Here is a 25,415-nt window from a genome sequence, read left to right on the forward strand (position 1 = left end):
CGAAGTAGCAAAGGAGGATCATAAAATGGTTCAATCAATCAACACCAAAGTTGACTTAGTAATTGATGGTACTTCTTATTTGGGAATGTCTGATTATGGCAAAATCATGATCGGTGATAAAGGTTTTGAATTTTTCAATGATCGTGATGCCAAAAAATTTATCCAAATTCCGTGGGAAGAAGTCGATCAAATTATTGCATCAGTAATGTTTAAAGGAAAATGGATTCCGCGTTTTGCAGTAAAAACAAAACGAAATGGTACATATAGTTTTTCATCTAAAGATCCTAAGAAGACCTTACGGGCAATTCGTGAATACGTTGATCCAAGTCACATGGTACGCTCTCTTAGCTTTACTCAAGTAATTACACGAGGATTAAGAGGGAAATTTCAAAGAAAATAATGTTTAAGTAGGACTACAGTCTTTAGCAATCTTTGCTGAAACTCTAGTCCTTTTTTTAAAATTATCTTGCAGTTTGTAATTCTTTGATGTAAAATTTTGTTACAGTTTTGTAATGAAAATGAAATATTTGGTTTAGAAGAAAGATTAATGACTTATTTTATTATTTGAATGATAGGAGTACTAGCATGAATGTAGTTGATTGGGGAAAAAAGGTAAGCTTTGAAAAATTTAAATCAAAAAAGAATCTTTTTTTCTTTATCGTTTTGCTACTGCTGGTAGTTTTACGCTTAGGCTTATATCTTAATGCTGATTATTTTGCGAATCTTTACGGTTCATATGATGATGGTCATTATATTCATTTAGCAGATGAATTGATTTCCGGTAATTGGCTGGGTGATTACAATACGACAACCTTGTCAAAAGGTATTTCCTACGCGCTTTTTTTAGCTGGCAGTTATAAACTTCATCTTCCATATAGTTTGAGTTTTGGATTGTTACAGATTTTTGCCGCTTTTCTGGCAGCTCAATGTTTCAAACCCATTGTTAAGAGTCAATTATTTTTTAGTGGTATATTCATTTTTTTCTTGTATTCGCCAATTACTTTTATGGATGAGTATAGTACGCGAATTTACCGAAATGCTTTGGTGGTGCCAGTAGCCGTCATTATTATAGCTTGTACGATCGGTATTTATTTAAGACGCGATGGGAGCATTAAAAAATTTGCTCTTTGGATGAGTGGTTTAGTGGTTTCTTTACCTTTTTTTTTGTATTTGCGAGAAGATAGTATCTGGATTTTTCCTTTTGTTGCTGGGGGTCTTTTTTTTGCAATTGTTCAGTTGATATTGACTCAACAAAAGCAACAACTGGTTATCGATATTATGAGACGAAAAATAGCTAAATCTTTTATCACGAAAATTCTACCTAAAATTTTGGTCTGCGCACTGCCATTTATTTCGATTTTAGTTACAACTAAAATATTGGTGGCGATAAATGACCAGCATTATGGTGTAGCAATGGTTAATGACCGCAGTGACGGTGAATTTGTGACTTTGATGAGTTATCTGATTCGACTGGATGATGGTACAGATTTAAATCAAAAAGATAATAAGATTTGGATTACGCGGCAGGCGGTAAAAAAAGCAGAGCAAGTTTCACCAACTTTACAGAAGATGAAAGTGAATACCAATTGGATCTTTACTGATAGTGTTTGGGCGACTGCTGATAAGCAAGTATCTGGTGATTATTTCTTCTGGGGATTTCGTGAGGCACTAAAACAACGAGGCTATTACAATAATAACGCTGAGCAGACCGATAATTTATTAAAGAAAATAAATCATGAACTAAGTGAAGCTTATCGAGAGCAAAAAATTACGACTAAAAAAGAATTTTATTTAACTAAAAGCGGAGATGGGAAAATATTAAAGGATTTTCCAGGTGTTTTTAATTTAATGGGCGTTGCGATTGGCGAAAATTTAGATTATGGTAGCTATGAACAGGGTAGAAATATTCTATATTCCAGCAAGAAAGATCGAAAAATTGCTGAAAAAATCTTGGATCATTCTTTTTCAGGTCGTTGGCAATCAGCAGAAAGTGAGCCTATCAACCCACCGATTGCTTTGACTGGTAGAATAGCAAATCGTTTGATTCTAGTGGCTAATTTCATTAAGATACCTATTATAATAATTTCCATATTTGGCTTAGTTTTGATGGTATTGGGTAGTATTTTTTCAAAGAAGCAGCAAACTTTTTATCGTGATCACTTGTTGATTACGGTTGGTCTAGGTTTGACGTATATCGTTTTTCTTTTTGGGGTTGCTTGGTTTTGTTCTTTTGGAGAAACTGCTCAAATCCGACAATATTTTATGCGTGTCTATACAGGTGTAGGTGTTTCAATTATGCAATTTATAGCAGTCTTTAGTGGCCTTCATTTTGTTAAATTATTTAATCGTAAAAAAATCAAGAAATAACTTCTCAAAATTAGGAATCCTTTTCTTCTGACTTTATTTATAGAGTTGAAGAGAAGGGTTTTTTTATAAATAAAAATAATGGCACAAAGTTCTGTGCCAAAGCTGTAGCTACTATTAATTGCTGAAACAATTGGAGGCGATTACAATACAAGTATAGAAAAATTACTTTTTTGAAGGAGGAAACGAAAATGGAAAATACTCGTCCGAAAACGGGGATTAAAGCGAAAGTCCAAAAGTTAGGTAGTAGTCTTTCAAGTATGGTCATGCCAAATATCGGTGCATTTATCGCGTGGGGGGTACTGACAGCTTTCTTCTTGGAAACTGGTTGGACACCAAATGCACATTTAGCATTGATGATTAGTCCGATGTTGACTTATTTATTGCCATTATTAATCGGTTACAGTGGAGGTAACTTAATTCATGGTCAACGGGGAGCAGTCGTGGGTGCAATTGCAACAATGGGTGTGATTGTTGGTTCAGATGTACCGATGTTTATTGGAGCTATGATTATGGGTCCTTTAGGCGGTTGGGTGATTAAGAAATTTGATGATATTTTTGCTGACAAGATTAAAGCTGGTTTTGAAATGTTAGTAAACAACTTTTCAGCTGGTTTACTTGGTTTTGGTTTAGCGATTTTAGGGAATTATGGGATTGGACCAATTGTAAGTTACTTAACTGAATTAATGGGTAAAGGTGTAGAAGCGATTATTAATATGCATCTATTGCCATTAGCGAATGTCTTAATTGAGCCTGCGAAAATTTTGTTCTTAAACAATGCGATTAACCACGGAATTTTAACACCTTTAGGAGCTGAGCAAGCAGCTGCAACTGGTAAATCGATTTTATTCTTATTAGAAACAAACCCTGGACCAGGTTTAGGTGTATTGTTAGCCTTCACTATTTTTGGTAAAGGTGCTGCGAAATCTTCTGCACCAGGTGCAATCATTATTCAATTCCTTGGTGGGATTCATGAAATTTACTTCCCTTACGTAATGATGAAACCGCTATTGTTCTTAGCTGTAATCGCTGGTGGTGTATCAGGAACCTTTGTATTTTCAGTACTAGGTGCTGGGTTACAAGCAGCAGCTTCACCAGGTTCGATATTGGCTGTCTTAGCGATGACACCACGAGGAACATATTTTGCTAATATTGCCGGGATTGTAGTCGCCACAATTGTTTCTTTCTTAGTTGCTAGTATTATTATTAAAGCAGATAAAAATGAAGAAGACGATTTAGCTGCTAGCCAAGCCGCTGTTTCAAGTGCTAAGGCTTCTGCAAAAGGTCAAAGCTCTGATGCAAGTATGACTGAGTCTAATCAAGAAATGTTTGGTAATGTTAATAAAATTATCTTTGCTTGTGACGCGGGTATGGGTTCTTCAGCAATGGGAGCTTCAATCCTACGGGATAAAGCGAAAAAAGCTGGTCTGAAAATTCCAGTTTCAAACTCAGCAATCAATAATTTGAATGATGATCCAAATGCTTTGATTGTAACTCAAGTAGAATTACATGAACGAGCAAATCAAAAAGCACCAAGCGCAACTTTTGTATCTGTCGAAAACTTTATGAATTCACCCCGCTATGATGAAATTGTTGATAATTTAAGTAACGATGCTCAAACTGGTGCGGCATTTGCACCAGCAGTCAGTGATGATGTAGTGGATGGCGTGGCTGATTATAGCAAAGTAACTCATTTAATTGTTGCTTATCAAGATACTAAAGGTTCTGCACATATGGCAGCAACGATTATTAAGAAAATTTTGAAAGATAAAAATTTAGCTTATCCAGTTTCAGTACTTCCAATTGCTGACTTAAAAGATGAAGTTGATGCAATGATTATCACGCTAAATGCGGAAACAGTTGCAGCTGAGCAACAAGCACCAAGCGCTGTGCATGTTTCAGTGACAGATTTAGTAGCATCAGAAAAATTTGATAAATTGATTGATCATTTAGTGAACAAGTAGTTTATTTACTCGAACCGTATTAAGCTAAGTATGAATAGGTCACATTTTTCTGAGAATATTTGTATAATAAAGATGGGCCGAACTGCTAAGCAATTTGTTTAGATACCAGTTTGGTCTCATCCTTTTATTGATTTAGTTGTTTAAAAATGGGGGAAAGAAAAGTGTATTTTTCGGTTCGAGAGAAAAAAATATTAGCCTTACTGTTAGAGTATCCAAATGGAGTGGCTTTAGCAGATTTACAAGATTTGTTACAAGTCTCTAAAAGAACGATTTATCGGGAAGTTGCCAGTCTTGAAAAAACAATTAAATCTCTAGATGTTCAGATTATTAAGCCACGAGGAGCTGGTTATCGAATTGTCGGTGATTCGCAAGATTTAGCTAAGTTAGCTGAGCAATTAGATGGTGACGAAAACGAGTGGTTCACAGATAATGTAATACGGCAAAGTGCGATTGTTTGTTCTTTATTATTGAACGATGAGGAAGAAACAATTGAAGGTTTATCTTATGATTTTGCCGTTAGTACAACGACAATTACAACTGATCTACAAACAATTGAAGCGAGTTTAGTCAGTTATCAACTAGATTTGGCACGATTGAAAGGGCGTGGCATTAGTATTGTTGGCCGTGAAAATGAACGTCGCCAATTATTAAGTAATTTGATTTTTAATGGTATCAGCGAGTATGACTTCTTTAACTTTTTAGATCAATTAACCTTAGAAAATCTACAGCAAGTATCTGACAATTATTTTTTAAGCTTATTGTCTAGTGAAAGCTTGTTTCAAGCCAAGAAAATATTTGGCGAAGTAAATGCCAGTTTATTTGATCGCGTAACTGACAATCAAATGCAACGGATCTTAATTATTTTAGCATTGTCGATTGATCGTATGAAAACGGGACACATGATTGAAAGTGATATCCAAGAAAACCCAAAACCAGAAAGTATGCAATTGGCGAGTCAGGTTATGGTAAAGGTCGCTACCTTGATTAAACAAAGTATTACCAATCAAGAAGTTCGCTTTTTTGCCCATCAATTAGAGGGCGTCAATTATAAAAAGCCACAAAATATCTTTATTGATAGTTTTGATGTGGAACTATCCTATAAAACGCGTGAATTGATTCGTCTAGTATCTGAAGCGACAAGTTATGACTTTTATAAAGATGAACAATTGTTTACCGATTTATTAGCGCACATGACCGCTGCATTAAAGCGCAGTTTAACCGTGATTCAAGGCAGTAACAATCCAATACTACAAAAAGTGATGGATAAGTATCAAAAAGTTACGGCCTCAGTTGTCGAAAATTTGGCGGTGGTTTTCCCAGACCATGCGTTTACTTTTGATGAACTGGGTTATGTAGTGATTCATTTCGCTACATCGTTGGAAAGATATCCTACCAGTAAAAATCTCAGTACTTTAGTATTGTGTTCTAGTGGGATTGGAACGGCTCGAATTTTAGAGAGTCGTTTAAATAAATATATTCCTGAAATTGAAACAGTTCAGGCTGCTAAAATATCAGAGATGAATCACTTGAATTTTCATGACTACGATATGATTTTATCAACAGTCTTTCTGCCTGGCTTTGAATTGCCTTACAAAGTGATTTCACCCTTATTATTAGATGATGAACTTCGGGAGATTAAAGAATATGTAAGAGGTATTCAGCCAGAAGCAGTGAATCTGAATCCAACTGATCTGATTTTAGAAGGTAGTGAAACTTTCGATGAAATTTATGAAACCATGCGGATCGCTAATAATTTACTGAGAGCTTTTGATTTAAAAAAAATCAAAGCCAAAGAAACAATTGAAGAAACACTGGCTGAAATTATTGAAAGCTTAACCGGAACCATTGTCAGTGATGCTACTATAGTGACTGATTTGGTAATCCAACGATATCTGGTGGCACCGATTGGCATACCAAAAACTAATTTTGCCTTGTTTCATACTGCAGCACCAGAAATCAAAGAACCTTTTTTTACCATCTATGATTTGGATCATTCTTTTTTAATTCAAGGAATGGATAAAAAAAGTATTGAACTGACCCGGATTTTATTATTGTTGGCGCCTGATCCGATGCCAGAAAGTCAAAGTAGTTTGTTAGGCAAAATAAGTAGTTCGATTATTGAAAGTGATTTGAATACGGAGATTTATAAATTCGGCAATAAAGAAATTATTTATCAATTGTTGAGTTCATTATTTGTTAAGGAAATTCGCGAAAATTAAATGATTAATCAGGAGGAAAGAAAGATGGAATTACAAGTAGACATGATTTTAGTCGACCAAACATATCAAAATAAAGAAGAGGCCATTCGTGCAACGGGACAATTATTAGTCGATGCTGGCTGTGTAACACCAGAATATATCGAAGCAATGATTGAACGGGATAAATTGGTTTCAGTTTATATGGGAAACTTTATTGCCATTCCTCATGGCACCGATGAAGCCAAAAAATATGTTCAAAAAAGTGGTATTTCGGTAATTCAAGTGCCTAGCGGAGTGCAATTTGGTGCTGATGATACGGATGATGTAGCGATGGTTTTATTTGGCATTGCCGGTGTTGGTGATGAACATTTAGATATTCTACAAAAAATTGCAATTTACTGCTCAGATGTAGAAAATGTTGTAAAACTAGCAGATGCGAAAACAAAAGAAGAAATTATTGGACTATTACAGGAGGTTGAATAAACATGCAAGCAACACATTTTGGAGCCGGAAATATCGGTCGTGGATTTATTGGTGAAATTTTGGCTAGCAATGATTTTTCCATTGATTTTGTGGATATCAATGAAACAATTATCAATGCCTTAAACGAAAGAAAGGCGTATGACATTGAATTAGCAGATGCCAGTAAAAAAAGGATTCATGTAGAAAATGTCGATGGACTAAACAATAAAGACAATCCAGCAGCAGTAGTAGAGTCTGTTTTTAAAGCAGACATTGTTACTACCGCTATTGGTCCAAATGTGTTGCCTTTTATTGCTGAATTAATCGCTCAAGGAATTCAAAAACGCCAAGCAGCAGGGTTGGAAAAACCATTGGACATCGTTGCCTGCGAGAATATGATTGGTGGAAGTCAATTTTTATTTGGTAAAGTCAAAGAATTTTTGACTACTGAAGATTTAGCTTACGTTGAAAAATATATTGGTTTTCCAAATGCGGCAGTCGACCGGATTGTACCGATTCAACATCATGAAGATCCTTTATTTGTTTCAGTGGAACCTTTTAGTGAGTGGGTGATTGATGAAACTCAAAGTAAAAATAAAGCTGTTCATTTAGTTGGTGTAGAATATGTCGCTGATTTAGAACCTTATATCGAAAGAAAATTATTTTCTGTGAATACTGGTCATGCGACAGTAGCATATACCGGAGCCTATAAAGGTTACAAAACCATTGGTGAAGCGATTAAGGATCCAGATGTATTAGGAAAACTAAAAGCTGTTTTAGCTGAGACAGGAAATTTATTAATAGATAAATGGGGCTTTGATAAAGCTGTTCATCAAGCTTATGCCGATAAAATTGTTGGCCGCTTTGAAAATCCATATATTTCAGATGGTGTTGATCGTGTCGCACGGACACCGATTCGTAAACTTGGTTATGATGAAAGATTTATCCGACCAATCCGCGAGTTAAAAGATCGCAACTTAGGTTATCAAAATTTAGTTGACGTGGTTGCTATGATCTTAAGTTACAACGATCCAGCTGATCAAGAAAGTATGGAATTACAAAAATTATTGGCTGAAAAAACAGTTGCTGAAGTTATTAAAGAAGTTACTGGTTTAAAAGATGATGAATTAATTGGTGAAATTGTAAAAACTTATCAAAAATAACCTGGTTTATGAGGAACTGATGATAGTTCCTCTTTTTTTGCTAAAAATTTAAGAAATGGTCTATACAATTCTTGCAAAATAAAAAAATCTGATTTATAATTGGTACATACCAAATGAGAGATAGGAGTTTTTACCATGGAAGTTATTCGCGTAAAAGACGCTGTTGCAGGCGGAAAAAAAGCATTTGAATTGATTAAAGCAGGTATGGACAATGGGGCCAAAGTTTTAGGTTTAGCAACCGGTAGTACTCCTGAAACTTTATATCAAGATATGGTAAGTAGTGAGATTGATTTTTCTGATATGACATCAGTAAACTTAGATGAATATGTTGGCTTAGGCGGCGAAGATACACAAAGCTATCGCTATTTTATGAATGATCATTTGTTTAATCAAAAACCATTCAAAGAAACTTTCGTTCCAAATGGAAAAGCGGAAGACTTAGAGGCTGAAAGTAAACGTTATGACCAAGTAATTGCTGATCATCCAATCGATATTCAAGTATTAGGAATTGGACGTAACGGTCACATTGGTTTCAATGAACCAGGGACTTCATTTGATGCAACTACCCACGTAGTTAAATTAACTGAGTCAACGATTGAAGCGAATAAACGTTACTTTGATAAAGCAGAGGACGTTCCAACTCATGCCTTGTCAATGGGGATTGGTTCAATTATGCAAAGTAAAAAAATTATTTTAATGGCTTTCGGCGAAAATAAAGCCGATGCAATTAAAGGCATGTTGGAAGGTCCCGTAACTGAAGATTTACCAGCAAGTGTTTTACAAAACCATCAAGACGTGATCGTAATTGTTGATGAAGATGCGGCAAGTAAATTATAAAAAAATAGAATTTTGAGAGTAGCCTTTTGAAGGCTGCTCTTTTTCTATGTAAATATATCTTTACATAGAAAAACAAAAGTGCTATCATTTAGTAAAGATATCTTTACAAAAAGTGGGTGGGAAAATGAAAGTAATCAATCATATTAAAGAAATTCGAGAAACACGAGGCATTGCACAAAAGCAAATGGCTGCCGACCTAGACGTTTCTCGTCAGACAATGAATGCAATTGAAAAAGGGAAGTATAATCCTAGTCTGGAATTATCTTTAAAGATAGCTGATTATTTTTCTTTATCGTTTCAGGAAATTTTCTATTTAGAGGGGGATGAATAAAATGGCTTTTTTTTATGGAACTAATCTTAGTTGGCCGTTAGTTTTATTAGTAATAATTTTGGGGTTATTTTTCTTTTATGCAATAGTATCTACGCTTATATTTTTAATAAATCAAGCTCACAAACGAAATGATGAACTTGTTAAGAAAATAATGGTTGATTCTTTAGCAAGTACTGCTGTTGTGATTATTTTAGTTCATCTTGTTCAAATGATTGCTCGCATTGAATATTTTAATCAGACAGGAGGGGACTTGCATTTAGTAATCACTAGTGGCATGGTGATACATTCATTAGGAGACATTGGTCCTCATCTCGAAGCATTTGGTTTTGATTTAGGAATTTTTGCAATCTTCACTTATATTTTTAAATTACGATATCGTTAAATTTAATAACAAAACGATTGAAAAAGCGTATACTTTTAATTGACACTCTAGCCTTCACATTTGATACTTAATACTAAGATGACGTTTTATCATCAAGAGGTTACAAGAATTATTTACTTTCATTTTTAAAATCATGTTATCGTTAAGGAGAACTTATGCGTTTGGATAAATTTTTATCAGAAGTGGGTTTAGGAAGTCGTAAAGAAGTGAAGCAGTTGATAAAAAAAGGACAAATTAAAGTAAATCAGGTGGTAGTCAAATCGGATAAAACCCAAGTTGATCCTGAAAAAGATCAGATTGCTTTTTTAGATGCCCCATTAATTTATCAAGAATTTTATTATTATGTGTTAAATAAACCTGCGGGTGTTATTAGTGCGACGAGTGATCCTGTTCATCGCACAGTGCTAGATTTGTTTTCGTCAGAAGACTATCGCACTGATTTGTTTCCAGTTGGTCGTTTGGACAAAGATACTGAGGGTTTGCTTATCATTACGAATGATGGGGAACTGGGTCATCAATTATTAAGTCCTAAAAAACATGTTGAAAAGGAATATTTTGCGGAAGTTTCTGGAGTAATGGATCAAGCAGATCAAGAAAATTTTGAAGTGGGAATTATTTTAGCTGGGGAAAAAATGTTACCTGCGAAGTTAATGATTGATGAAGTAACTGCAGTAACTTCAAAAGTAAGAATTATTTTACAAGAAGGAAAATTTCATCAGGTGAAACGGATGGTGAAAGCTTGTGGCAAGGAAGTGACTTATTTAAAACGCATTCGAATGGGTCAGTTAACATTGCCAGTCGATTTAAAAAAAGGTCAGTATCGAGCACTTACTGACGAAGAATTAGTTAAGTTGAAGGAGTGATTAGGATGGATACCCATCTTTCAATCTATGAAATTATGTTGCGTTTGTTTTTAGCCATTTTAATGGGTGGTGCGATTGGTGCAGAAAGAGAATTGCATAATCGACCGGCGGGCTTGCGGACGCATATTTTAGTTTGTATGGGTGCGACAATCATTGCTTTAATTCAAGTCGAAATTGGTTATAATGCCTTACAAACTGCTTTGAGTGAACCAAGATTGGCAGGAGTTGTTCGTTCAGATGAAGCCCGATTAATCGCACAAGTTGTTAGTGGCGTGGGTTTTCTTGGTGCGGGGACAATTATTGTCACTAATCGTTCCATAAAGGGTCTAACAACTGCGGCTTCCATTTGGGCGGGAGCTGGTTTGGGATTAGCAATTGGAATGGGATTTTATGCAATTGCTTTCAGTAGTTTTGTTGGCATCATGGCGGCCTTAATTGTGGTGAAACGAGTTATTAAAGTTCACGCTATCAAAAAGATTGAAATTCGTTATATTCATCGAGAAGAAACCAAAGAATTTATTATGAACTATTTTGATAGTAAAAAAATCGAAGTTGAAGATGTTGATTTTGATGTTGATTTTATGGAGGATTATCGAATTTATACCAATGTGTATACGATTGATTTGCCCAAAGGACTGTCCTATACAGATGTGATTGAAGATTTATCGATGTATAAAAATATTACAAAATTAAGGATGATTAATGTGTAGACCGACTGTTATAGTCGGTTTTTTTATTTTTGATCAAAGATGGAGTTATTTTCACTCAGTTGAAAGCCTATGTTAATCTGTGTACAATATCATTTACAGAGGAGGCTGGGGTAATGATGAGAAAAGAAAGTGTTTTTAATTTTTTGCAGGAAGAAACAAAAAGCTTTATTTCTTTAAATGATTCGCCAAAGTTAAATTCTACTAGTATTTCAGAAGCTATGGGGATTGCACGTTATAATATTAGTCGAGATTTAAATAGATTAGTCGAGGAAGAAAAAGTCATTAAGCTTTCCGGAAGACCTGTATGCTTTTTAGCAAAAGATCTGATTGAAGAAAAAATTGGTAATAGTTTAGTGATAGACGAGACGTTGACAATGGAAAAAATAAAAAAATTATTGACTAAACAATCACAAAAAAGTTCTAATGATTTTCCATTTAGTGAATTAATTGGCTATGATGGCTCGTTAGAAAATGCTGTTAAACAAGCGAAAGCAGCGTTGTTATATCCTCCTTTTGGTTTGCATTCGTTATTGACCGGTCCGTCTGGCTCAGGTAAAACAACTTTCGCACGGTTTATGTATCAATATGCTACCAATTTTGGAAAACTGCAAAAGGATGCGCCATATATTGTATTTAATTGTGCCGACTACTCTAATAATCAACATTTATTATTAGATCATTTGTTTGGTCATGTGAAACATGCCTTTACAGGAGCTGAATCAGATAAAGATGGGCTGATTGCTTCTGCTAATAACGGTATTTTATTTTTGGACGAAATTCATCGCTTGCCACCAGAAGGTCAAGAAATGCTATTCTCAATCATGGATCGGGGAGAATATTATCGATTAGGGGAATCTTCAAATCCGAGAAAAGTGCAACTTTTAATTATTGGTGCAACAACCGAAGAAATTAAAGGCAACATTCTATCAACTTTTTTGAGACGTATTCCTCTAAAAATTTATATGCCTAGCGTCAAAGAACGTGGGCTAGCTGAGAAAATAAAATTAATTTATTTTTGTTTTAAGCAAGAAGCTAAGAAGGTCGGGCGAAAACTACAAGTAAATGAAGATGTCATTCGCTTTTTCCTGCAATATGACCCAGTCGGCAACATTGGACAAATGAAAAATGATATTCAATTATTATGTGCTAATGCTTTAGTAGATAGTATTTCTAGTCAGTCGGAAATAATTCAAGTGAAACTTTCTCATCTTTCTACGTATCTGATTGATCAATTCTACTATACGCATTCTTCAGAAATTAATAGTGAGATTCGTGAAAAATTAAAATTATTAAAAATCGAGGAATTTGTTTTTAATCCAGAGGGAGAAAAAGATTCTGATCCATTTTTGTTAGTAGATGAGGAAGATAGTATTTCACATGATGTTTTAGAAGTTTACCATAAGCATTTGCAAGGTGAAAGTTCATTGTCACCACTGAAATCAATTATTCATGGTAAGGCACAACAACTAGCGAAAAAACAAGGCAATCGACAACAAGCTATTTTTAAAATTGTCTCTCGAAAGAATTATGAAGTGACGATTAATATTTTAAAAAAAATTGCGCAAAATAAACAATATCATTTAGAAGAAAGTAATATTAAAAGCCTCGCTTTACACTTGGATACGCTGATTGAAAAAATTTCAGAAGGTTATTGTTTCAGAGATAATAACTTTTTAGAGCAACGTAAACCAAATGAGTTGGCCTTAGAAAAAGAAATAGAAGTTGCTGAACAAATTTGTAAAGAAATCTCGAATCAGCTTGAAGTGAAGTTGCCAGAAAGTGAAAAATATTTTATTTCTCTTTATTTAAAAGCAATGAATGAAAAGTATACAGAGAAAAAAATCGGCGTGTTGGTTTTAATGCATGGTACTACTGCAGCAACAGATTTAGCTAGCACGTCGAATCAATTATTAAATGTGGATCATGCTGTAGGACTTAATATGCCGTTGACGCAATCTGTCGCTGATACCTTAGAGAAAGCAACCACAATAATCCAAGAAATCGATCAAGGAAAAGGAGTCGTTATTCTCAGTGATATGGGCTCTTTAAATATGTTTGGTGATATTATTACTAAAAAAACCGGTATTCCAACGCAAACAATTAAAATGGTGACCACGCCAATGGCGATTGAAGCTACAAGAAAATCATTGCTTCCAAAGATGTCAATCACAGAATTGTGTGAGAGTATTATCGAACAAAGTGCTTACATCGGCAATAGTGTGGAGGATATTCAAACCAAAATATTTGAAGAAAAACCAGAAACATTGGTTGATGATCGTCGGAGTAAAATAATTTGTATCTTGGAAGAAAGTTTGATTTTTTTAGATGGCACTGTCATTTATGACTTATTAGAAGTTGAAGCTAAAAAAATTGCTGAAAATTATCCGATTGAACACTATGAAGATTTTTGGATTAAATTTTTATTTCACATGAGTAATATGATTGAACGAGCGATTCGTAAAGAACAATTTTCAAGAGAGGAAAGTGTTCTAATTATTCAAGCGAATACAACGTTATATCAATACTTAAAAGAACTATTAAAACCATTAGAAAATCGGTTTGCGATTGTGATTGAAGATAGCGAACTTAGCTATTTAATGGAATTAATCGAGGTCAATACTAGTACGATTTATGAAGAGTACCAATAAATGTTTTTAAGAGCACACTAAATTTTTATAAACAGCACACTAAAATAAATATTTGTTCATTAGAAAGTATCTACTCATTGTTTCTTCGGAAAACACTGATTTGATACTTTTTTTAATTGTTTAAAAAAGTTGGCACAGCAATTGCTTTTAGAATAATGAGGAGGTGGAACAATGATTGGTGTATTAATTTTGACACATGGTGAATTAGCATCGGGATTTCAAACTGCTTTAAATTTAATTTCAGGTGAAGCAGAAAATCTTGATACTTTGGGTTTATTTCATGAAACGAGTATTGAAGACTACAAAGAAGAAGTAGCAACAAAAATTCAATCTTTGGATCAGGGTGAAGGTGTAATTATTTTTTGTGACATCTTTGGTGCTAGTCCTTATAATGTGACAGCACAAAACTATCAGTTATTAAAAGACAAAGTAAAGTATCGCTCAATTACTGGTGTGAATTTACCAATGGTAATCGAAGCTGTATGTAGCAGAGAGACAATGAGTTTAGATGAGTTGGCTCTTCATGTTCAAGAAATTGGAAAAGATGGCATTAAGGAATTATTTGAAAATTTTGGGAAGGATGATTAAGAATGAGTGAAATTGTACTAACTAGAGTGGATGACCGTTTGATACATGGACAAGTGATGACAGCTTGGGTAAAAAAAACACGAGCGAATCAAATTTTAATTATTGATGAAGAAGTAGCGAAAGATGATTTTATGAGTGAAATTTTAAAAATGTCAGCGCCTTCAGGTATTGAAATTGCGGTAAAAGGTTTAGAAGATGCGGTCACTTTTTTGCAAGAACAAGAAACTGCAAATAAACGTTTGATTATCTTAGTCAAAGCACCGATCACAATTGAAGCGTTGATTGATCGGGGTATTGTGATAGATAAATTAGTTGTTGGTGGTATGGGTGCTAAAGAAAATCGTCGCGTGCTTTATAAAAATATCTCTGCTTCTGATGAAGAAAGAGAAACATTTAAAAAATTAATTGATCGTGGTGTTCCCGTCGTGATTCATATTATTCCAGATCAAAAAGAAACAGATCTTTCAAAATATCTATAAAAAGGGGGAAAAAAAATGCTTTTATCTGCTATTTTGGTTGCTATTATTTCGACAGTCAGTAATTGGTGGCCGAGTCATTTAATCACACGTTCTTGGTTATATCCGATTTGGTCTGGATTTCTAGTTGCACTTGCTATGGGTGAGCCGTTGATTGGGATGCAAGCCGCAGCCTACATTAACTTGGCTTATCTTGGCTGGATTACAGCGGGTGGGACAATGCCTGGTAATCTGCCAGTTGCCGCAGTTTTCGGAACAGCTATGACAATTTTATCAGGTGCTGATCCTAGCTTGGCCGTAACTTTTGCCGTACCGTTTAGTTTGTTTGGTATTTTGACATTCCAATTGACAATGTCAATCAATGCGCTATGGGTTCACCAAGCAGAAAAATTCTTGGACAAAGGTAATATACGTGCAATGCGCATGATGAATTATGTTCCATCGGGTATTTTGAATTTAATTATTACAGGGGTTCCTGCTTTTATTTTAGTCTACTTTGGTGCTGGTCCGATGCGAAACTTATTGGACATGATTCCAGATTCTTTTGTTAATGCGATGCAAGTTGTTGGGGCAATTATGCCAGCATTAGGGATTGCAATGTTAATTAGTTTCATGGGGAATAAAAAAATCATGCCGTTCTTTTTCTTAGGTTTTATTTTAGCAGTGTATCTAAACTTAGATGTAATGGCCGTCACAGCTGTCGCAGCGATTATGGGATTTGTTTTCTACAACACTGGATTTCTTGATATGAAACCAGCAGGAAAGGAGCAATCATAAAATGGAAACAGAAGTAAAATTAACAAAAAAAGAGTTAATGAAGAATTGGGCACTGACTTATTCGAGTGAGACAGCCTATAACTATGAACGACTGCAGGCGTTGGGGCAAGCAAACGCAATGGTCCCAGTTATTCGTAAACTGTATCCTGATAATAAGGAAAGACAAGTGAAAGAATTAAAAAAATATTTTGTGTTCTATAATACTGAACCTTCTTTTGTCGGTACGATGATTCCTGGTGTGGCAACTGCTATGGAGGAACAAAGAGCGAATGGTGCAGAAGACATCACAGATGAAACAATTAATTCGTTAAGAACAGGTTTGATGGGACCTGTCGCTGGAATTGGGGATACTGTTAGTCAAGGGATCGTTTATCCAATTTTGGCCGGAATTGCTTGTTCTTTAGCGATTGATGGAAGTTATGTCGGACCTTTGTTTTTTGAAATTGCTTATAAAATTTGTTTGATTGGTTTTGGTTGGAATATGTATCGCTTAGGTTACCAAAAAGGAAAATCCTTTATCCTAACGATGTTACGCGAGGGAACGATTGCACGTCTAACGGAAATTTTTAGTATGGTTGGTTTGATGGTTGTAGGTTGTATGACTGCTTCTCGAGTGAATATTGAAATTCCTTTAATTTTAAATATAAGAGGTGTGGAATTAAATGTACAGGATCAAGTAATCAATGCTTTGATGCCGGGAATTGTTCCGTTGGCTATTACATTAATGGTTTATTGGTTGGTACGAAAAAAAGTGAATATTAATTTAATCATACTAATTATTTTTGTTTTAGGAATTGGCTTATCGTATTTAGGTGTTCTGGGAATTCCAGAATAGGCAGGAGGCAGTTAAACTATGAAAGCAGTTGAACTACAGGCAATTAATCAGTTAGCGCTGGTAGAAAAAGAAAAACCTATTCCTGGTAAGGGAGAAGTATTAATCCATATTATGGCGTGCGGTATTTGCGGCTCAGATATTCCGAGAGTATATGTAAATGGTTCTTATCATTTTCCGACGGTTTTGGGGCATGAATTTGCTGGTGAAATTGTGGCAGTTGCTGATGATGTTGATCAAGAATATGTCGGAAAAAAGGCAGCTGTTTTTCCATTACTGCCTTGTAATGAATGCGAATACTGTCAATCAGGTTATTACGCGCAATGTAAAAACTATAACTATTTTGGTTCGAGAACCGATGGTGGTTTTGAAGAATATTTAGCGGTACCTGTATTCAATCTTGTTGTACTGGAAGATCACGTAAGCTACGAAGAAGGCGCAATGGTAGAACCAGCCACAGTTGCTCAGCATGTCATTAACAAAGCAGAATTGAGTGTTGGAGATAGCATTGTGATTTATGGTGCTGGGCCAATAGGGATTATGGTCGCACAATGGGCACAAATTAATGGTGCTGGAAAAGTTATTTTGATTGATATCGATCCAACAAAAGTTGCGTTTGCAAAAGAATTAGGTTTTGAAAATGTTTGTAATAGTCAGGAAATATCGGCAGAAGAATTTATTTTGGATGTATTAGATGGAAAACTCGCTGATGTTGCGATTGAAGCAACGGGTTCTAGTGCAGCTTTTGACCAATGTGCACAATCTATTCGGACTTTTGGTCGAGTAGTTTTGTTAGGTAATCCTCATTCCGATATGGTATTGGAGCAAAAAACGTATGATCAATTTATGCGTAAAGAAGGGACCATTGTTGGGATGTTTAATAGCATTTATGAACATTTTCCTAAAAATGAATGGCAAGTAACAGCACAAGCAATTGCGAGTAAACAATTAAATCTAAAACCTTTAGTTACCCATAAAGTTTTAATTGAAGATTTAATCGAAGCGTTTGAAATGATTCATGAGAAAAAAGAATTTTATAATAAGGTGTTGATGGTCGATGAGAAATTATTATGATGATAGTCAATCCGTCATCGAAGAATTAAAAAAATTACTAGAAAAAGTTTCTGTTGAAGAAATTGACATATATGCAAAAGCTTTGTTAGAAGCTCGATCAGTTTTTTTTGTTGGTGTTGGCCGTGTTCGGTTAGCACTAGAAGCAGCTGTTAAAAGATTGACGCATCTAGGTATTGATTGTCATATGGTAGGTGATTTAAATGAACCACCAATCACTAAAGATGATTTATTAGTTGTTGGCAGTGGTTCAGGTGAATCGGTGATTCCGTTAGAAATTGCAAAAAAAGCGAAAAAATACGAAGCGAAAATCATTCATTTAACGTCAAATCCAAATAGTTCAATTGCGGAACTAGCAGATGTGATTGTTCAATTTGAGAGTCCATCAAAAAGCAGTCAAAAATTCACTTCGATTCAACCAATGACAACAATTTTTGAACAAGGACTATTGATTTTTCATGATGTATTAGCTTTACGTTTGATGGATGAAAAAAACTTAACTATGGCAGATCTAAAAAAACGTCATGCGAACTTAGAATAGAGGAGATTATTTTATGACAGACAAAAAAATTGCATTCATAACTGGTGCTGCAGGAGGGCTAGGTCAAGCAGTGGTTGCAAAATTATTAACAAAAGATTTTATCGTGCTAGTAAATGATAATAATCAAGATAATATTGATGCATTGTTAGCTGAATTTACTGACGATGAACTTTATGCTTATCCTTTTGATGTTACTGATGAAGCGGCTTGGATTGATGCGGCAACTGATATTAAAGAAAAATACGGTCATATTGATGTATTATTTAATAATGCTGGGATTTTTAAAATTGAAACAATTGAAAATACAAGTGTTGAATTGTGGGAAAAAACGATGGATGTTAACGCATTGAGTGTCTTTTTAGGAATTAAAACTATGTCAACTTTGCTAGGAGAAGGTAGTAGTATTATTAATACTAGTTCAATTGCTTCCTTTTTGGGTTCAAAAAATAGAATTGCTTATGCCGCGTCTAAAGGTGCCGTTTCGGCATTGACCAAAGGAGCAGCGATTGAATTTGCACCAAGAGGGATCAGAGTTAACTCAGTTCATCCAGCTTATATCAAAACGCAGATGGCTGCTCATGCAGCGGAAGCCACTGAGCGTACTATGGAAGAAATGGGCAGTCGTATTCCGTTATATCAAAGAATTAGTACAGCCGATGAAGTTGCTGATGTTGTTGTATTTTTAGCTTCAGATGAATCTCGGTTTATGACAGGGTCGGAAGTGGTTGTAGATGGTGGTCAGTCAGTCAATTAAAGGAGAGAATAAAATGGTAAAAATTTCCCCGTCTCTAATGTGCATGAATCTTGGTAAATTTGAAGAACAAATTAGTTGTTTGAATAAGAAAATTGATTATTATCATATAGATATTATGGATGGACACTATGTTAAAAATATGACTTTATCTCCATGGTTTATTGAACAATTAAATCCATATACTTCGATTCCAACAGATGCACATTTGATGGTAACTAATCCGATTGATTACATTGATCAATTGTTAGAGTTAAATGTAGAGGTAATAAGCATTCACGCTGAACACTTAAACGGTCATGCTTTTCGTATAAGTGAGTTACTCAAAAAGCATAGGAAAAAAATGGGGGTTGTTTTAAATCCTGAAACGCCACTAAATGTCATTGCCGATTTTTTACATTTAATTGATATTGTTACAGTGATGACTGTTGATCCTGGATTTGCTGGACAAACATTTGTTACAGAAAGTTTAGAAAAGGTACGACAACTTAAAATATCTCGTGAAGAACAAAATTTGAGTTTTGAAATTCAGATTGATGGATCATGTAATGAAAAAACTTATAAACAAATGATTGATGCTGGGGCGGATATTCTAATAGTTGGTAAAAGTGGATTATTTAACTTAGATGAAAATATTGAAAATGCTGTAACGATGATGGAAAAAAATCTTACTGCAGCGATAAATTTATAAAAAAAGCACTTTACTTCAAAAAAGTAAAGTACTTTTAATCTATTTTTGATAATTTACAACAATCATCTAGATCATTTGATATATGAACTATTTTGATAGTAAAATATCGAAGTTGAAGATGTTGATTTTGATGTGGATTTTATGGAGGATTATCGGATTTATACCAATGTGTATACGATTGATTTGCCCAAAGGACTATCCTATACAGATGTGATTGAAGATTTATCGATGTATAAAAATATTACAAAATTAAGGATGATTAATGTGTAGGTACTGGACAAGGAAGCTTTAAGACAAGCTAAAATTTATCTGCAATAAATATAAAACAAATTGAATATTATGAAAAAAATATTACTTACTATTTATTCTCCTCTTGTTGTTATATGAGGAGAATTTTTTTATACTAATTATTGTAAGCGTTTTAAAGAAAGGGCGTGAGAAAATGAAACGAAATGGTATCCGTCTTTTTATGAGGGTGTGATTGGATTTTCTAAAGAGCCTAGAGTTTTCTAGGTGTAGGCATTTTCTCGCAATATATATGAGATAAAAATGCTAAATTCAAAAATTGAATGTAAATAGAGAATTTGGAGGAGCATTTTAAATGAAGAAAAAAATTTTTACAGTGTTATTCACAATGATTTTACTTTTAGGTGGTTTAGGATTAGGACAGGCTGGAAATACAGTTGAAGCAAAGGAAAGTGCAGACGATACATTTACTTTTTCAATTGACAGTGACCCAGTTTCACTAAATCCAATTAGTGCAAATGATCGCTGGGGCATGACTGCAGTGAACTTAGTCTTTTCTCCTTTGGCACGTTCAGAAAGTGACGGAGCAATTAAAAACGAATTGGCTAATGAAATTGTGAAAGCTGATGATGGATTAAGTGTTACGGTTACACTAAAGGAAAATTTGGTTTGGTCAGACGAACAACCTTTAACAGCTGATGATGTTGTATTTACTTATGAAAAGAAAATAGATAAAAATAATGGCGCTTCTGACATGCTATGGGTAGGTGAACAACCTGTAACCGTAGAAAAAGTTGATGATTTAACGATTAAATTTACTTTACCAGCATTAAATGTACCGATTTTGAATCAAGTAGCGGTAGATACGTATATCTTACCAAAACATGTCTATGAAAATGTTGATTTTGCGGAAGCAGAAGTTAATGTTGATCCGGTTGGTAGTGGTCCCTATAAATTTGCTGAATATAAAAAGGGTGAATACTTAAAATTTGAAGCAAATGGATCTTATTACGGTGGTCAAGCTAACCTAAACAATGTGGTCTTACAAATCATTTCTAACCCTGACACAGCCAAAGTCGCGTTGCAAAGTGGGGAAGTCGATGCTGGTTTAGTGCAACCGGCTGAAGTAAAAGAAATGCAAAAAAACGATTTGAAAATTCGTTCATATAGTGAAAATCGTGTTGGTTATATGGGAATCAATATGAATTCAAAAAAAGTTGCTGACGAAAAAGTACGTCAAGCGATGTTTTTAGCTTTAAACAAGCCTGAAATGAATAAAGCGACCTACTTAAATAAAAAATATTACAGTAATGCTTATTCGATTTTACCACCAAACAATGAATACTATAATAATAAAGTGAAGAAATACAAAACCAATGTTAAAAAGGCAACAGATTTGATTAAAGAGGCCGATGCAGAGGGGACTCAATTAAACTTAGGCTACATGACTGGTGATAAAATTCAAAAAATGCAAGTCACATTCATTAAAGAAGCGCTTGAGGAAATTGGTTTGAAAGTAAAACTTTCAGCGGTAGAAACAGCTGCTTTAGTGACAGAGTTGCAAAAAGAAAATAGCAAAAAATACGATATGTATATCAGTGGCTATATTTGGGGTAATGATCCTGATGCTTATAAATCACAATTTAAATCCGATGGCGATTTTAACATCATGCACTACAAAAATGATAAAGTAGATGAATTATTTAATGCTGGTGCCAACGAATTAGATGAAGTAAAACGCAAAGATATTTACAATCAATTACAAACTGAAATTGCAAACGATGCAGTTTTCTATCCAATTGTTGACAACAAAAAAATTATTGCATCTAATCCAAGTGTTAAAGGGTTTTCTGATGCAAAATTTGTCCCAGTATATATTATGGAAGACTGGTCTAAGTTATCTAAATAGTTGATTTAGGGCTGCTGAAAGAATCTTAAAGATTTTTTGAGTAGCTCTTTTTGTGAGAGTAGGTGAAACAATGGCAAAATATGTCGTAAAACGTTTGCTTTATGCGATTCCTTTAGTATTATTGGTGACGATTTTGACTTTTATCTTGATTCAATTGGCGCCTTATGATGCGGTGGATAGTTCAGTTACACCAAATATGTCTGCTGAAACTATCGCTATGATTCGGCAACAAAAAGGCTTAGATCAACCAGCAATCGTTCAATACTTTTATTGGCTGAAAAATATTTTTCATTGGGATTTTGGTTATTCTTTGGTAGGTCATCAGAGTATCGGTGAGTCATTATTACAAAAAATTCCTAATACAATTGTGTTAGTTCTGCCATCTTATGTGACAGCTTTGATATTGGCGTGTATTTTAGGTATTTTTGCAGGTGATCGAAGTGATAAATTTAGCGGAAAATTGATAGAAAAATTAGCTGGGATAGGTATTGCTACACCGACTTTTTGGTTAGCCATGTTGTTAATTTATTTTTTTGGTTATCATTTAAATCTTTTACCAATTATCGGTATGCGAACGATTGGGGTTGAAAATGATCTGTTAGATTTTTTGAAGCATTTTATTTTACCGTATATTACTTTGGTATTTGCTTTTACGCCAGAATTGATTCGATATATTCGTAGTGCAACTATGAGGCAATTAGAGGCGGAGTATGTCCTAGTCCAAAGGGCATTTGGTGCCAGTAAAAAAGAAATATTAATCAAACATGTTTTTAAAAATATCATGACACCAATTGCGATTCAAATTGGTATTTTCTTTCCAACAATGATTACTGGAGCAATTATTACAGAGTCTATTTACAGCTGGCCCGGTGTCGGCAACTTCTTTTTAACAGCAGCAAAAGCGTTGGATTATCCAATTATTATGGCGATTGTTTTATTATCTTCAGTAATGGTGATTATCGGAAACTTGGTAGCTGATGTGTTGGTTATTTTAATCGATCCCAGAATTCGTGGAGGTCGCCTATGATAAAAATTTATTGGCAAAAATGTCGTAAAGTTTTACGTTATTATCCTTCTTATCGATTTCTATTGCTTTTTTTATTGTTGCTTATCTTAGTTAGTTTTCTTGTTTTTTTATTACCACTAAATCCTAATAAAATTGATGTAACTCAGTTATCGCAGGGTCCAAGTTTGAAGCATCTTTTTGGCACTGATGAACTAGGTCGAGATTATTTTTTACGAGTCCTGTATGGCGGACATATTTCTTTAACTGTCGGATTTGTTGCAATGGCGACAGCTACCATTTTAGGAACAGCCGTTGGCTTATTGTCAGGTTATTTTGGGGGTATTCTTGATTCAATTCTAATGCGATTAGTTGATGTATTGTCGTCAATTCCTTGGATGGTTTTGTCGATTGTGCTAAGTGTTTTATTGGAACCGGGAATTGGCACTGTGATTTTAGTAATCAGTCTATTTTCCTGGATGAATATTTCACGTCTAGTGCGTGGTGAGGCGATTTCTTTTAAAGAAAGAGATTATGTATTATATAGTCAATTCATTGGTGAAAAGTCTTGGAAAATTATTTTTCAACACTTGCTGCCACCGATTCTACCAACAATCTTAGTTGCCGCAACAACAAATCTTTCTAGTGCAATTATGACAGAATCGGCGTTGAGTTTTTTAGGTTTAGGAATTCAACAACCTAAAAGTTCTTGGGGCTCTTTATTAGAAAATGCCCAAAGCAACCTTCAAGGAGCTCCTCATATGGCATTAATTCCAGGGATTTTTATTATTTTAACAGTATTAGCTTTTAATGGTGTCGGAGAATTTTTAAGAAAAATCTTCTCTGATCAAGAATAAGGAGTAAATATGATGACAGCTATTTTAACAGTCAAAAAACTCAATGTGATTACTTATCAAGGCTTGGAAAAAAAACCATATGAAATTATTAAAGAGTTAGATTTGACGGTTTTTCAGGGAGAAATTCTAGGAATCGTTGGGGAATCTGGCTCAGGGAAAAGTATTTTGATGCGTTGTTTGAAAAATATTTTACCTCGATTTTTTGAGTACCAATACCAAGAATTCATCTTTGAAAGTGAGATGCATCGACTGGATGAAAATTTATCAATAGCGATGATTTTTCAAGATCCCAAAAAAGCGATGAATCCAGTTAAAACGATTGGAAGTCAATTAGCTGAAGTAGCTAGACGTTTTCAAAAAGTATCAAAAGCAGCAGCTATCGAATTATCTGAGAAAACTTTAGCAAAAGTTGCAATTAGTAACCCGAAACAGCGGATGAAGCAGTATCCTCATGAGCTTTCCGGTGGCCTTCAGCAACGAGTAATGATTGCTATGGCACTCTTAACTAAATCAAAAGTTTTAATCGCAGATGAACCGACGACTGCTTTAGATGCAGTTACACAAAAAGGGATTTTGCTTTTACTGAAGGAATTACAGCAGACAGAAGGCTTAACAATTATTTTAATCAGTCATGATTTAAAGGTTATTAAACAAGTGGCTGATCGTGTTGCTGTTATGTATTTTGGGGAAATAGTAGAGCTTGGTAAACTACAAACTATTCTGAAAAAAACGCAACATCCCTATACTAAAGCTTTATTAGCGGCCAGTCCTAGTAAATCTCATGAATTAACAAGTATCCCAGGAAATGTACCAACGATGGATGAACAAATACCTGGTTGCTTTTTTGCTTCGCGTTGTTCAGTGAAATTACCAGAATGTACAAAAAGCCATCCTCTTTTGAAAGAGAGAAAACAGCATGCAGTTCGCTGCTTCTATGCAGAAAGGAAGTCGCAGAATGCAGAGAGAAATCCCGATTTTATCAATGAATCATTTATCGAAGACTTTTAAGAAAAGTGGATTTGATTTAAGAAAAAAACCGATTGTAAGAGCGGTGAAAGATGTTAGTTTGACTATTTATCAAGGAGAGTTATTTGCCTTAATTGGTGAATCTGGTAGTGGAAAATCTACATTGGGAAAGCTTCTCTTAAAGATGGAAGCACCAACTGCTGGAGATATCATTTTTTTAAATCAAACTGATCAGACAAAAGTAAAGCGTTCTCCAGAGGAAATGCAGATTATTTTTCAAAATCCTGAATCAGCGATGAATCCTTTCATGACCATTTTTAATATTGTGATGGAGCCGTTAAAAGCTTTAGGGCAGGAGCAGCTGAGTAGTGAAAAACAGGTGATCAATATTTTAAAAAAAGTAGGCATCGACGAGTCTTTATTTCAACGTTTCCCTAGTCAATTAAGTGGTGGACAAAAACAACGAGTCGTCATCGCCAGAGCATTGGTAACCAATCCTAAATTCGTTATTGCCGACGAACCTGTTTCTTCTTTAGATGTTTCGTTGCAGGCACAAATTGTTAATGTGATGTTGGATTTAAAAAAAGAGTTTCATTTAACTTACTTATTCATTTCTCATGACCTACAATTAGTTTCAAAAATTGCAGATCGAGTAGCAGTGATGTATCAAGGAGAAATTGTTGAAGTTGGCGAAACCAAAGATATTTTAGAAAACCCGCAGCATGAATATACAAAGACTTTGATTGCTGCACAATTAAACTAAAAACCAGGCAACTTCACTAAAT

25 protein-coding genes and 1 pseudogene are annotated in these 25,415 nt (G+C 34.6%); all 26 read left to right on the forward strand.

The window, feature by feature from the left end; translation table 11 throughout:
- Positions 1-25 precede the first annotated feature (25 nt).
- The 26 genes and pseudogenes from ACVWNY_RS03260 to ACVWNY_RS03385 all read left to right on the forward strand — a co-directional run bounded on the left by ACVWNY_RS03260 (position 26) and on the right by ACVWNY_RS03385 (position 25,393).
- The gene (locus ACVWNY_RS03260; protein WP_218324408.1) at positions 26-400 is read left to right on the forward strand and encodes a DUF956 family protein; all 375 of its coding nucleotides are present in this window, start codon (positions 26-28) and stop codon (positions 398-400) included.
- Between the two features lie 185 nt (positions 401-585).
- Complete coding sequence (locus ACVWNY_RS03265; protein WP_454071652.1) at positions 586-2,367, forward strand: hypothetical protein; 1,782 nt, start codon at positions 586-588, stop codon at positions 2,365-2,367.
- A 188-nt stretch (positions 2,368-2,555) separates the two neighbouring features.
- A complete protein-coding gene (locus tag ACVWNY_RS03270; RefSeq protein ID WP_454071653.1) occupies positions 2,556-4,328 on the forward strand; it encodes a PTS mannitol transporter subunit IIBC in 1,773 nt (590 codons plus the stop codon).
- Between the two features lie 161 nt (positions 4,329-4,489).
- Positions 4,490-6,547 (forward strand): BglG family transcription antiterminator, encoded by a 2,058-nt coding sequence (locus ACVWNY_RS03275; RefSeq protein WP_461211720.1) that lies wholly within the window; start codon positions 4,490-4,492, stop codon positions 6,545-6,547.
- A gap of 24 nt (positions 6,548-6,571) precedes the next feature.
- Complete coding sequence (locus ACVWNY_RS03280) at positions 6,572-7,009, forward strand: PTS mannitol transporter subunit IIA (protein ID WP_454071655.1); 438 nt, start codon at positions 6,572-6,574, stop codon at positions 7,007-7,009.
- Positions 7,010-7,011: 2 nt separating this feature from the next.
- Positions 7,012-8,151 (forward strand): mannitol-1-phosphate 5-dehydrogenase, encoded by a 1,140-nt coding sequence (locus tag ACVWNY_RS03285; RefSeq protein ID WP_454071656.1) that lies wholly within the window; start codon positions 7,012-7,014, stop codon positions 8,149-8,151.
- Positions 8,152-8,286: 135 nt separating this feature from the next.
- Positions 8,287-8,988, forward strand: coding sequence for a glucosamine-6-phosphate deaminase (gene nagB, locus ACVWNY_RS03290; RefSeq protein ID WP_454071657.1), 702 nt, complete (start codon positions 8,287-8,289; stop codon positions 8,986-8,988).
- 124 nt (positions 8,989-9,112) lie between these two features.
- Positions 9,113-9,319: a helix-turn-helix transcriptional regulator gene (locus ACVWNY_RS03295; RefSeq protein WP_218324415.1), complete on the forward strand. Its 207-nt coding sequence runs from the start codon at positions 9,113-9,115 to the stop codon at positions 9,317-9,319.
- 1 nt (position 9,320) lies between these two features.
- Complete coding sequence (locus ACVWNY_RS03300) at positions 9,321-9,701, forward strand: hypothetical protein (protein WP_218324416.1); 381 nt, start codon at positions 9,321-9,323, stop codon at positions 9,699-9,701.
- A 155-nt stretch (positions 9,702-9,856) separates the two neighbouring features.
- Positions 9,857-10,564: a pseudouridine synthase gene (locus ACVWNY_RS03305; RefSeq protein ID WP_454071658.1), complete on the forward strand. Its 708-nt coding sequence runs from the start codon at positions 9,857-9,859 to the stop codon at positions 10,562-10,564.
- Between the two features lie 5 nt (positions 10,565-10,569).
- On the forward strand, positions 10,570-11,274 hold the full coding sequence (locus tag ACVWNY_RS03310) for an MgtC/SapB family protein (protein ID WP_218324418.1): 705 nt from the start codon (positions 10,570-10,572) through the stop codon (positions 11,272-11,274).
- Between the two features lie 113 nt (positions 11,275-11,387).
- Positions 11,388-13,922, forward strand: a complete 2,535-nt coding sequence (locus tag ACVWNY_RS03315; RefSeq protein ID WP_454071659.1) for a sigma-54-dependent transcriptional regulator — start codon at positions 11,388-11,390, stop codon at positions 13,920-13,922.
- Between the two features lie 171 nt (positions 13,923-14,093).
- Positions 14,094-14,510: a PTS sugar transporter subunit IIA gene (locus ACVWNY_RS03320; protein WP_454071660.1), complete on the forward strand. Its 417-nt coding sequence runs from the start codon at positions 14,094-14,096 to the stop codon at positions 14,508-14,510.
- A gap of 2 nt (positions 14,511-14,512) precedes the next feature.
- The gene (locus ACVWNY_RS03325; RefSeq protein ID WP_454071661.1) at positions 14,513-14,989 is read left to right on the forward strand and encodes a PTS sugar transporter subunit IIB; all 477 of its coding nucleotides are present in this window, start codon (positions 14,513-14,515) and stop codon (positions 14,987-14,989) included.
- A gap of 15 nt (positions 14,990-15,004) precedes the next feature.
- Positions 15,005-15,763 (forward strand): PTS mannose/fructose/sorbose/N-acetylgalactosamine transporter subunit IIC, encoded by a 759-nt coding sequence (locus ACVWNY_RS03330; RefSeq protein WP_218324422.1) that lies wholly within the window; start codon positions 15,005-15,007, stop codon positions 15,761-15,763.
- A gap of 1 nt (position 15,764) precedes the next feature.
- The gene (locus ACVWNY_RS03335; RefSeq protein WP_454071662.1) at positions 15,765-16,598 is read left to right on the forward strand and encodes a PTS system mannose/fructose/sorbose family transporter subunit IID; all 834 of its coding nucleotides are present in this window, start codon (positions 15,765-15,767) and stop codon (positions 16,596-16,598) included.
- A gap of 18 nt (positions 16,599-16,616) precedes the next feature.
- Positions 16,617-17,669 carry a galactitol-1-phosphate 5-dehydrogenase gene (locus ACVWNY_RS03340; RefSeq protein WP_454071663.1) on the forward strand — a complete coding sequence of 351 codons (1,053 nt, stop codon included), beginning with the start codon at positions 16,617-16,619 and terminating at the stop codon, positions 17,667-17,669.
- A complete protein-coding gene (hxlB, locus tag ACVWNY_RS03345; protein ID WP_454071664.1) occupies positions 17,653-18,207 on the forward strand; it encodes a 6-phospho-3-hexuloisomerase in 555 nt (184 codons plus the stop codon). The genes ACVWNY_RS03340 and hxlB overlap by 17 nt, the downstream gene beginning before the upstream one ends.
- A gap of 13 nt (positions 18,208-18,220) precedes the next feature.
- Entirely contained in the window at positions 18,221-18,961 is a 741-nt protein-coding gene (locus ACVWNY_RS03350) for an SDR family NAD(P)-dependent oxidoreductase (RefSeq protein ID WP_454071665.1), read from the forward strand.
- Positions 18,962-18,974: 13 nt separating this feature from the next.
- A complete protein-coding gene (gene alsE / locus ACVWNY_RS03355) occupies positions 18,975-19,649 on the forward strand; it encodes a D-allulose 6-phosphate 3-epimerase (protein ID WP_454071666.1) in 675 nt (224 codons plus the stop codon).
- Positions 19,650-19,751: 102 nt separating this feature from the next.
- A pseudogene (locus ACVWNY_RS03360) lies at positions 19,752-19,919 on the forward strand (MgtC/SapB family protein); the annotation flags it as partial.
- A gap of 331 nt (positions 19,920-20,250) precedes the next feature.
- Positions 20,251-21,804: an ABC transporter substrate-binding protein gene (locus ACVWNY_RS03365; protein ID WP_218324427.1), complete on the forward strand. Its 1,554-nt coding sequence runs from the start codon at positions 20,251-20,253 to the stop codon at positions 21,802-21,804.
- A 70-nt stretch (positions 21,805-21,874) separates the two neighbouring features.
- Complete coding sequence (locus tag ACVWNY_RS03370) at positions 21,875-22,831, forward strand: ABC transporter permease (RefSeq protein ID WP_218324428.1); 957 nt, start codon at positions 21,875-21,877, stop codon at positions 22,829-22,831.
- Positions 22,828-23,664, forward strand: coding sequence for an ABC transporter permease (locus ACVWNY_RS03375; RefSeq protein WP_218324429.1), 837 nt, complete (start codon positions 22,828-22,830; stop codon positions 23,662-23,664). The genes ACVWNY_RS03370 and ACVWNY_RS03375 overlap by 4 nt, the downstream gene beginning before the upstream one ends.
- A gap of 12 nt (positions 23,665-23,676) precedes the next feature.
- Entirely contained in the window at positions 23,677-24,672 is a 996-nt protein-coding gene (locus ACVWNY_RS03380; RefSeq protein ID WP_218324430.1) for an ABC transporter ATP-binding protein, read from the forward strand.
- Complete coding sequence (locus ACVWNY_RS03385) at positions 24,620-25,393, forward strand: ABC transporter ATP-binding protein (RefSeq protein WP_218324431.1); 774 nt, start codon at positions 24,620-24,622, stop codon at positions 25,391-25,393. The genes ACVWNY_RS03380 and ACVWNY_RS03385 overlap by 53 nt, the downstream gene beginning before the upstream one ends.
- Positions 25,394-25,415: the final 22 nt, after the last annotated feature.

The sequence above is a fragment of the Enterococcus sp. JNUCC 77 genome, assembly GCF_054819945.1.

Bases quoted from the DNA above. Each gene is read 5' to 3' on its own strand.
- hxlB (WP_454071664.1), top strand. From the start codon at position 17,653: ATGAGAAATTATTATGATGATAGTCAATCCGTCATCGAAGAATTAAAA.
- ACVWNY_RS03365 (WP_218324427.1), top strand. From the start codon at position 20,251: ATGAAGAAAAAAATTTTTACAGTGTTATTCACAATGATTTTACTTTTA.
- ACVWNY_RS03315 (WP_454071659.1), top strand. From the start codon at position 11,388: ATGATGAGAAAAGAAAGTGTTTTTAATTTTTTGCAGGAAGAAACAAAA.
- ACVWNY_RS03380 (WP_218324430.1), top strand. From the start codon at position 23,677: ATGACAGCTATTTTAACAGTCAAAAAACTCAATGTGATTACTTATCAA.
- ACVWNY_RS03260 (WP_218324408.1), top strand. From the start codon at position 26: ATGGTTCAATCAATCAACACCAAAGTTGACTTAGTAATTGATGGTACT.
- ACVWNY_RS03340 (WP_454071663.1), top strand. From the start codon at position 16,617: ATGAAAGCAGTTGAACTACAGGCAATTAATCAGTTAGCGCTGGTAGAA.
- ACVWNY_RS03265 (WP_454071652.1), top strand. From the start codon at position 586: ATGAATGTAGTTGATTGGGGAAAAAAGGTAAGCTTTGAAAAATTTAAA.
- ACVWNY_RS03330 (WP_218324422.1), top strand. From the start codon at position 15,005: ATGCTTTTATCTGCTATTTTGGTTGCTATTATTTCGACAGTCAGTAAT.
- ACVWNY_RS03295 (WP_218324415.1), top strand. From the start codon at position 9,113: ATGAAAGTAATCAATCATATTAAAGAAATTCGAGAAACACGAGGCATT.
- ACVWNY_RS03320 (WP_454071660.1), top strand. From the start codon at position 14,094: ATGATTGGTGTATTAATTTTGACACATGGTGAATTAGCATCGGGATTT.
- ACVWNY_RS03280 (WP_454071655.1), top strand. From the start codon at position 6,572: ATGGAATTACAAGTAGACATGATTTTAGTCGACCAAACATATCAAAAT.
- ACVWNY_RS03370 (WP_218324428.1), top strand. From the start codon at position 21,875: ATGGCAAAATATGTCGTAAAACGTTTGCTTTATGCGATTCCTTTAGTA.
- ACVWNY_RS03310 (WP_218324418.1), top strand. From the start codon at position 10,570: ATGGATACCCATCTTTCAATCTATGAAATTATGTTGCGTTTGTTTTTA.
- ACVWNY_RS03305 (WP_454071658.1), top strand. From the start codon at position 9,857: ATGCGTTTGGATAAATTTTTATCAGAAGTGGGTTTAGGAAGTCGTAAA.
- ACVWNY_RS03285 (WP_454071656.1), top strand. From the start codon at position 7,012: ATGCAAGCAACACATTTTGGAGCCGGAAATATCGGTCGTGGATTTATT.
- ACVWNY_RS03385 (WP_218324431.1), top strand. From the start codon at position 24,620: ATGCAGAGAGAAATCCCGATTTTATCAATGAATCATTTATCGAAGACT.
- ACVWNY_RS03335 (WP_454071662.1), top strand. From the start codon at position 15,765: ATGGAAACAGAAGTAAAATTAACAAAAAAAGAGTTAATGAAGAATTGG.
- ACVWNY_RS03350 (WP_454071665.1), top strand. From the start codon at position 18,221: ATGACAGACAAAAAAATTGCATTCATAACTGGTGCTGCAGGAGGGCTA.
- nagB (WP_454071657.1), top strand. From the start codon at position 8,287: ATGGAAGTTATTCGCGTAAAAGACGCTGTTGCAGGCGGAAAAAAAGCA.
- ACVWNY_RS03300 (WP_218324416.1), top strand. From the start codon at position 9,321: ATGGCTTTTTTTTATGGAACTAATCTTAGTTGGCCGTTAGTTTTATTA.
- ACVWNY_RS03325 (WP_454071661.1), top strand. From the start codon at position 14,513: ATGAGTGAAATTGTACTAACTAGAGTGGATGACCGTTTGATACATGGA.
- ACVWNY_RS03375 (WP_218324429.1), top strand. From the start codon at position 22,828: ATGATAAAAATTTATTGGCAAAAATGTCGTAAAGTTTTACGTTATTAT.
- ACVWNY_RS03270 (WP_454071653.1), top strand. From the start codon at position 2,556: ATGGAAAATACTCGTCCGAAAACGGGGATTAAAGCGAAAGTCCAAAAG.
- alsE (WP_454071666.1), top strand. From the start codon at position 18,975: ATGGTAAAAATTTCCCCGTCTCTAATGTGCATGAATCTTGGTAAATTT.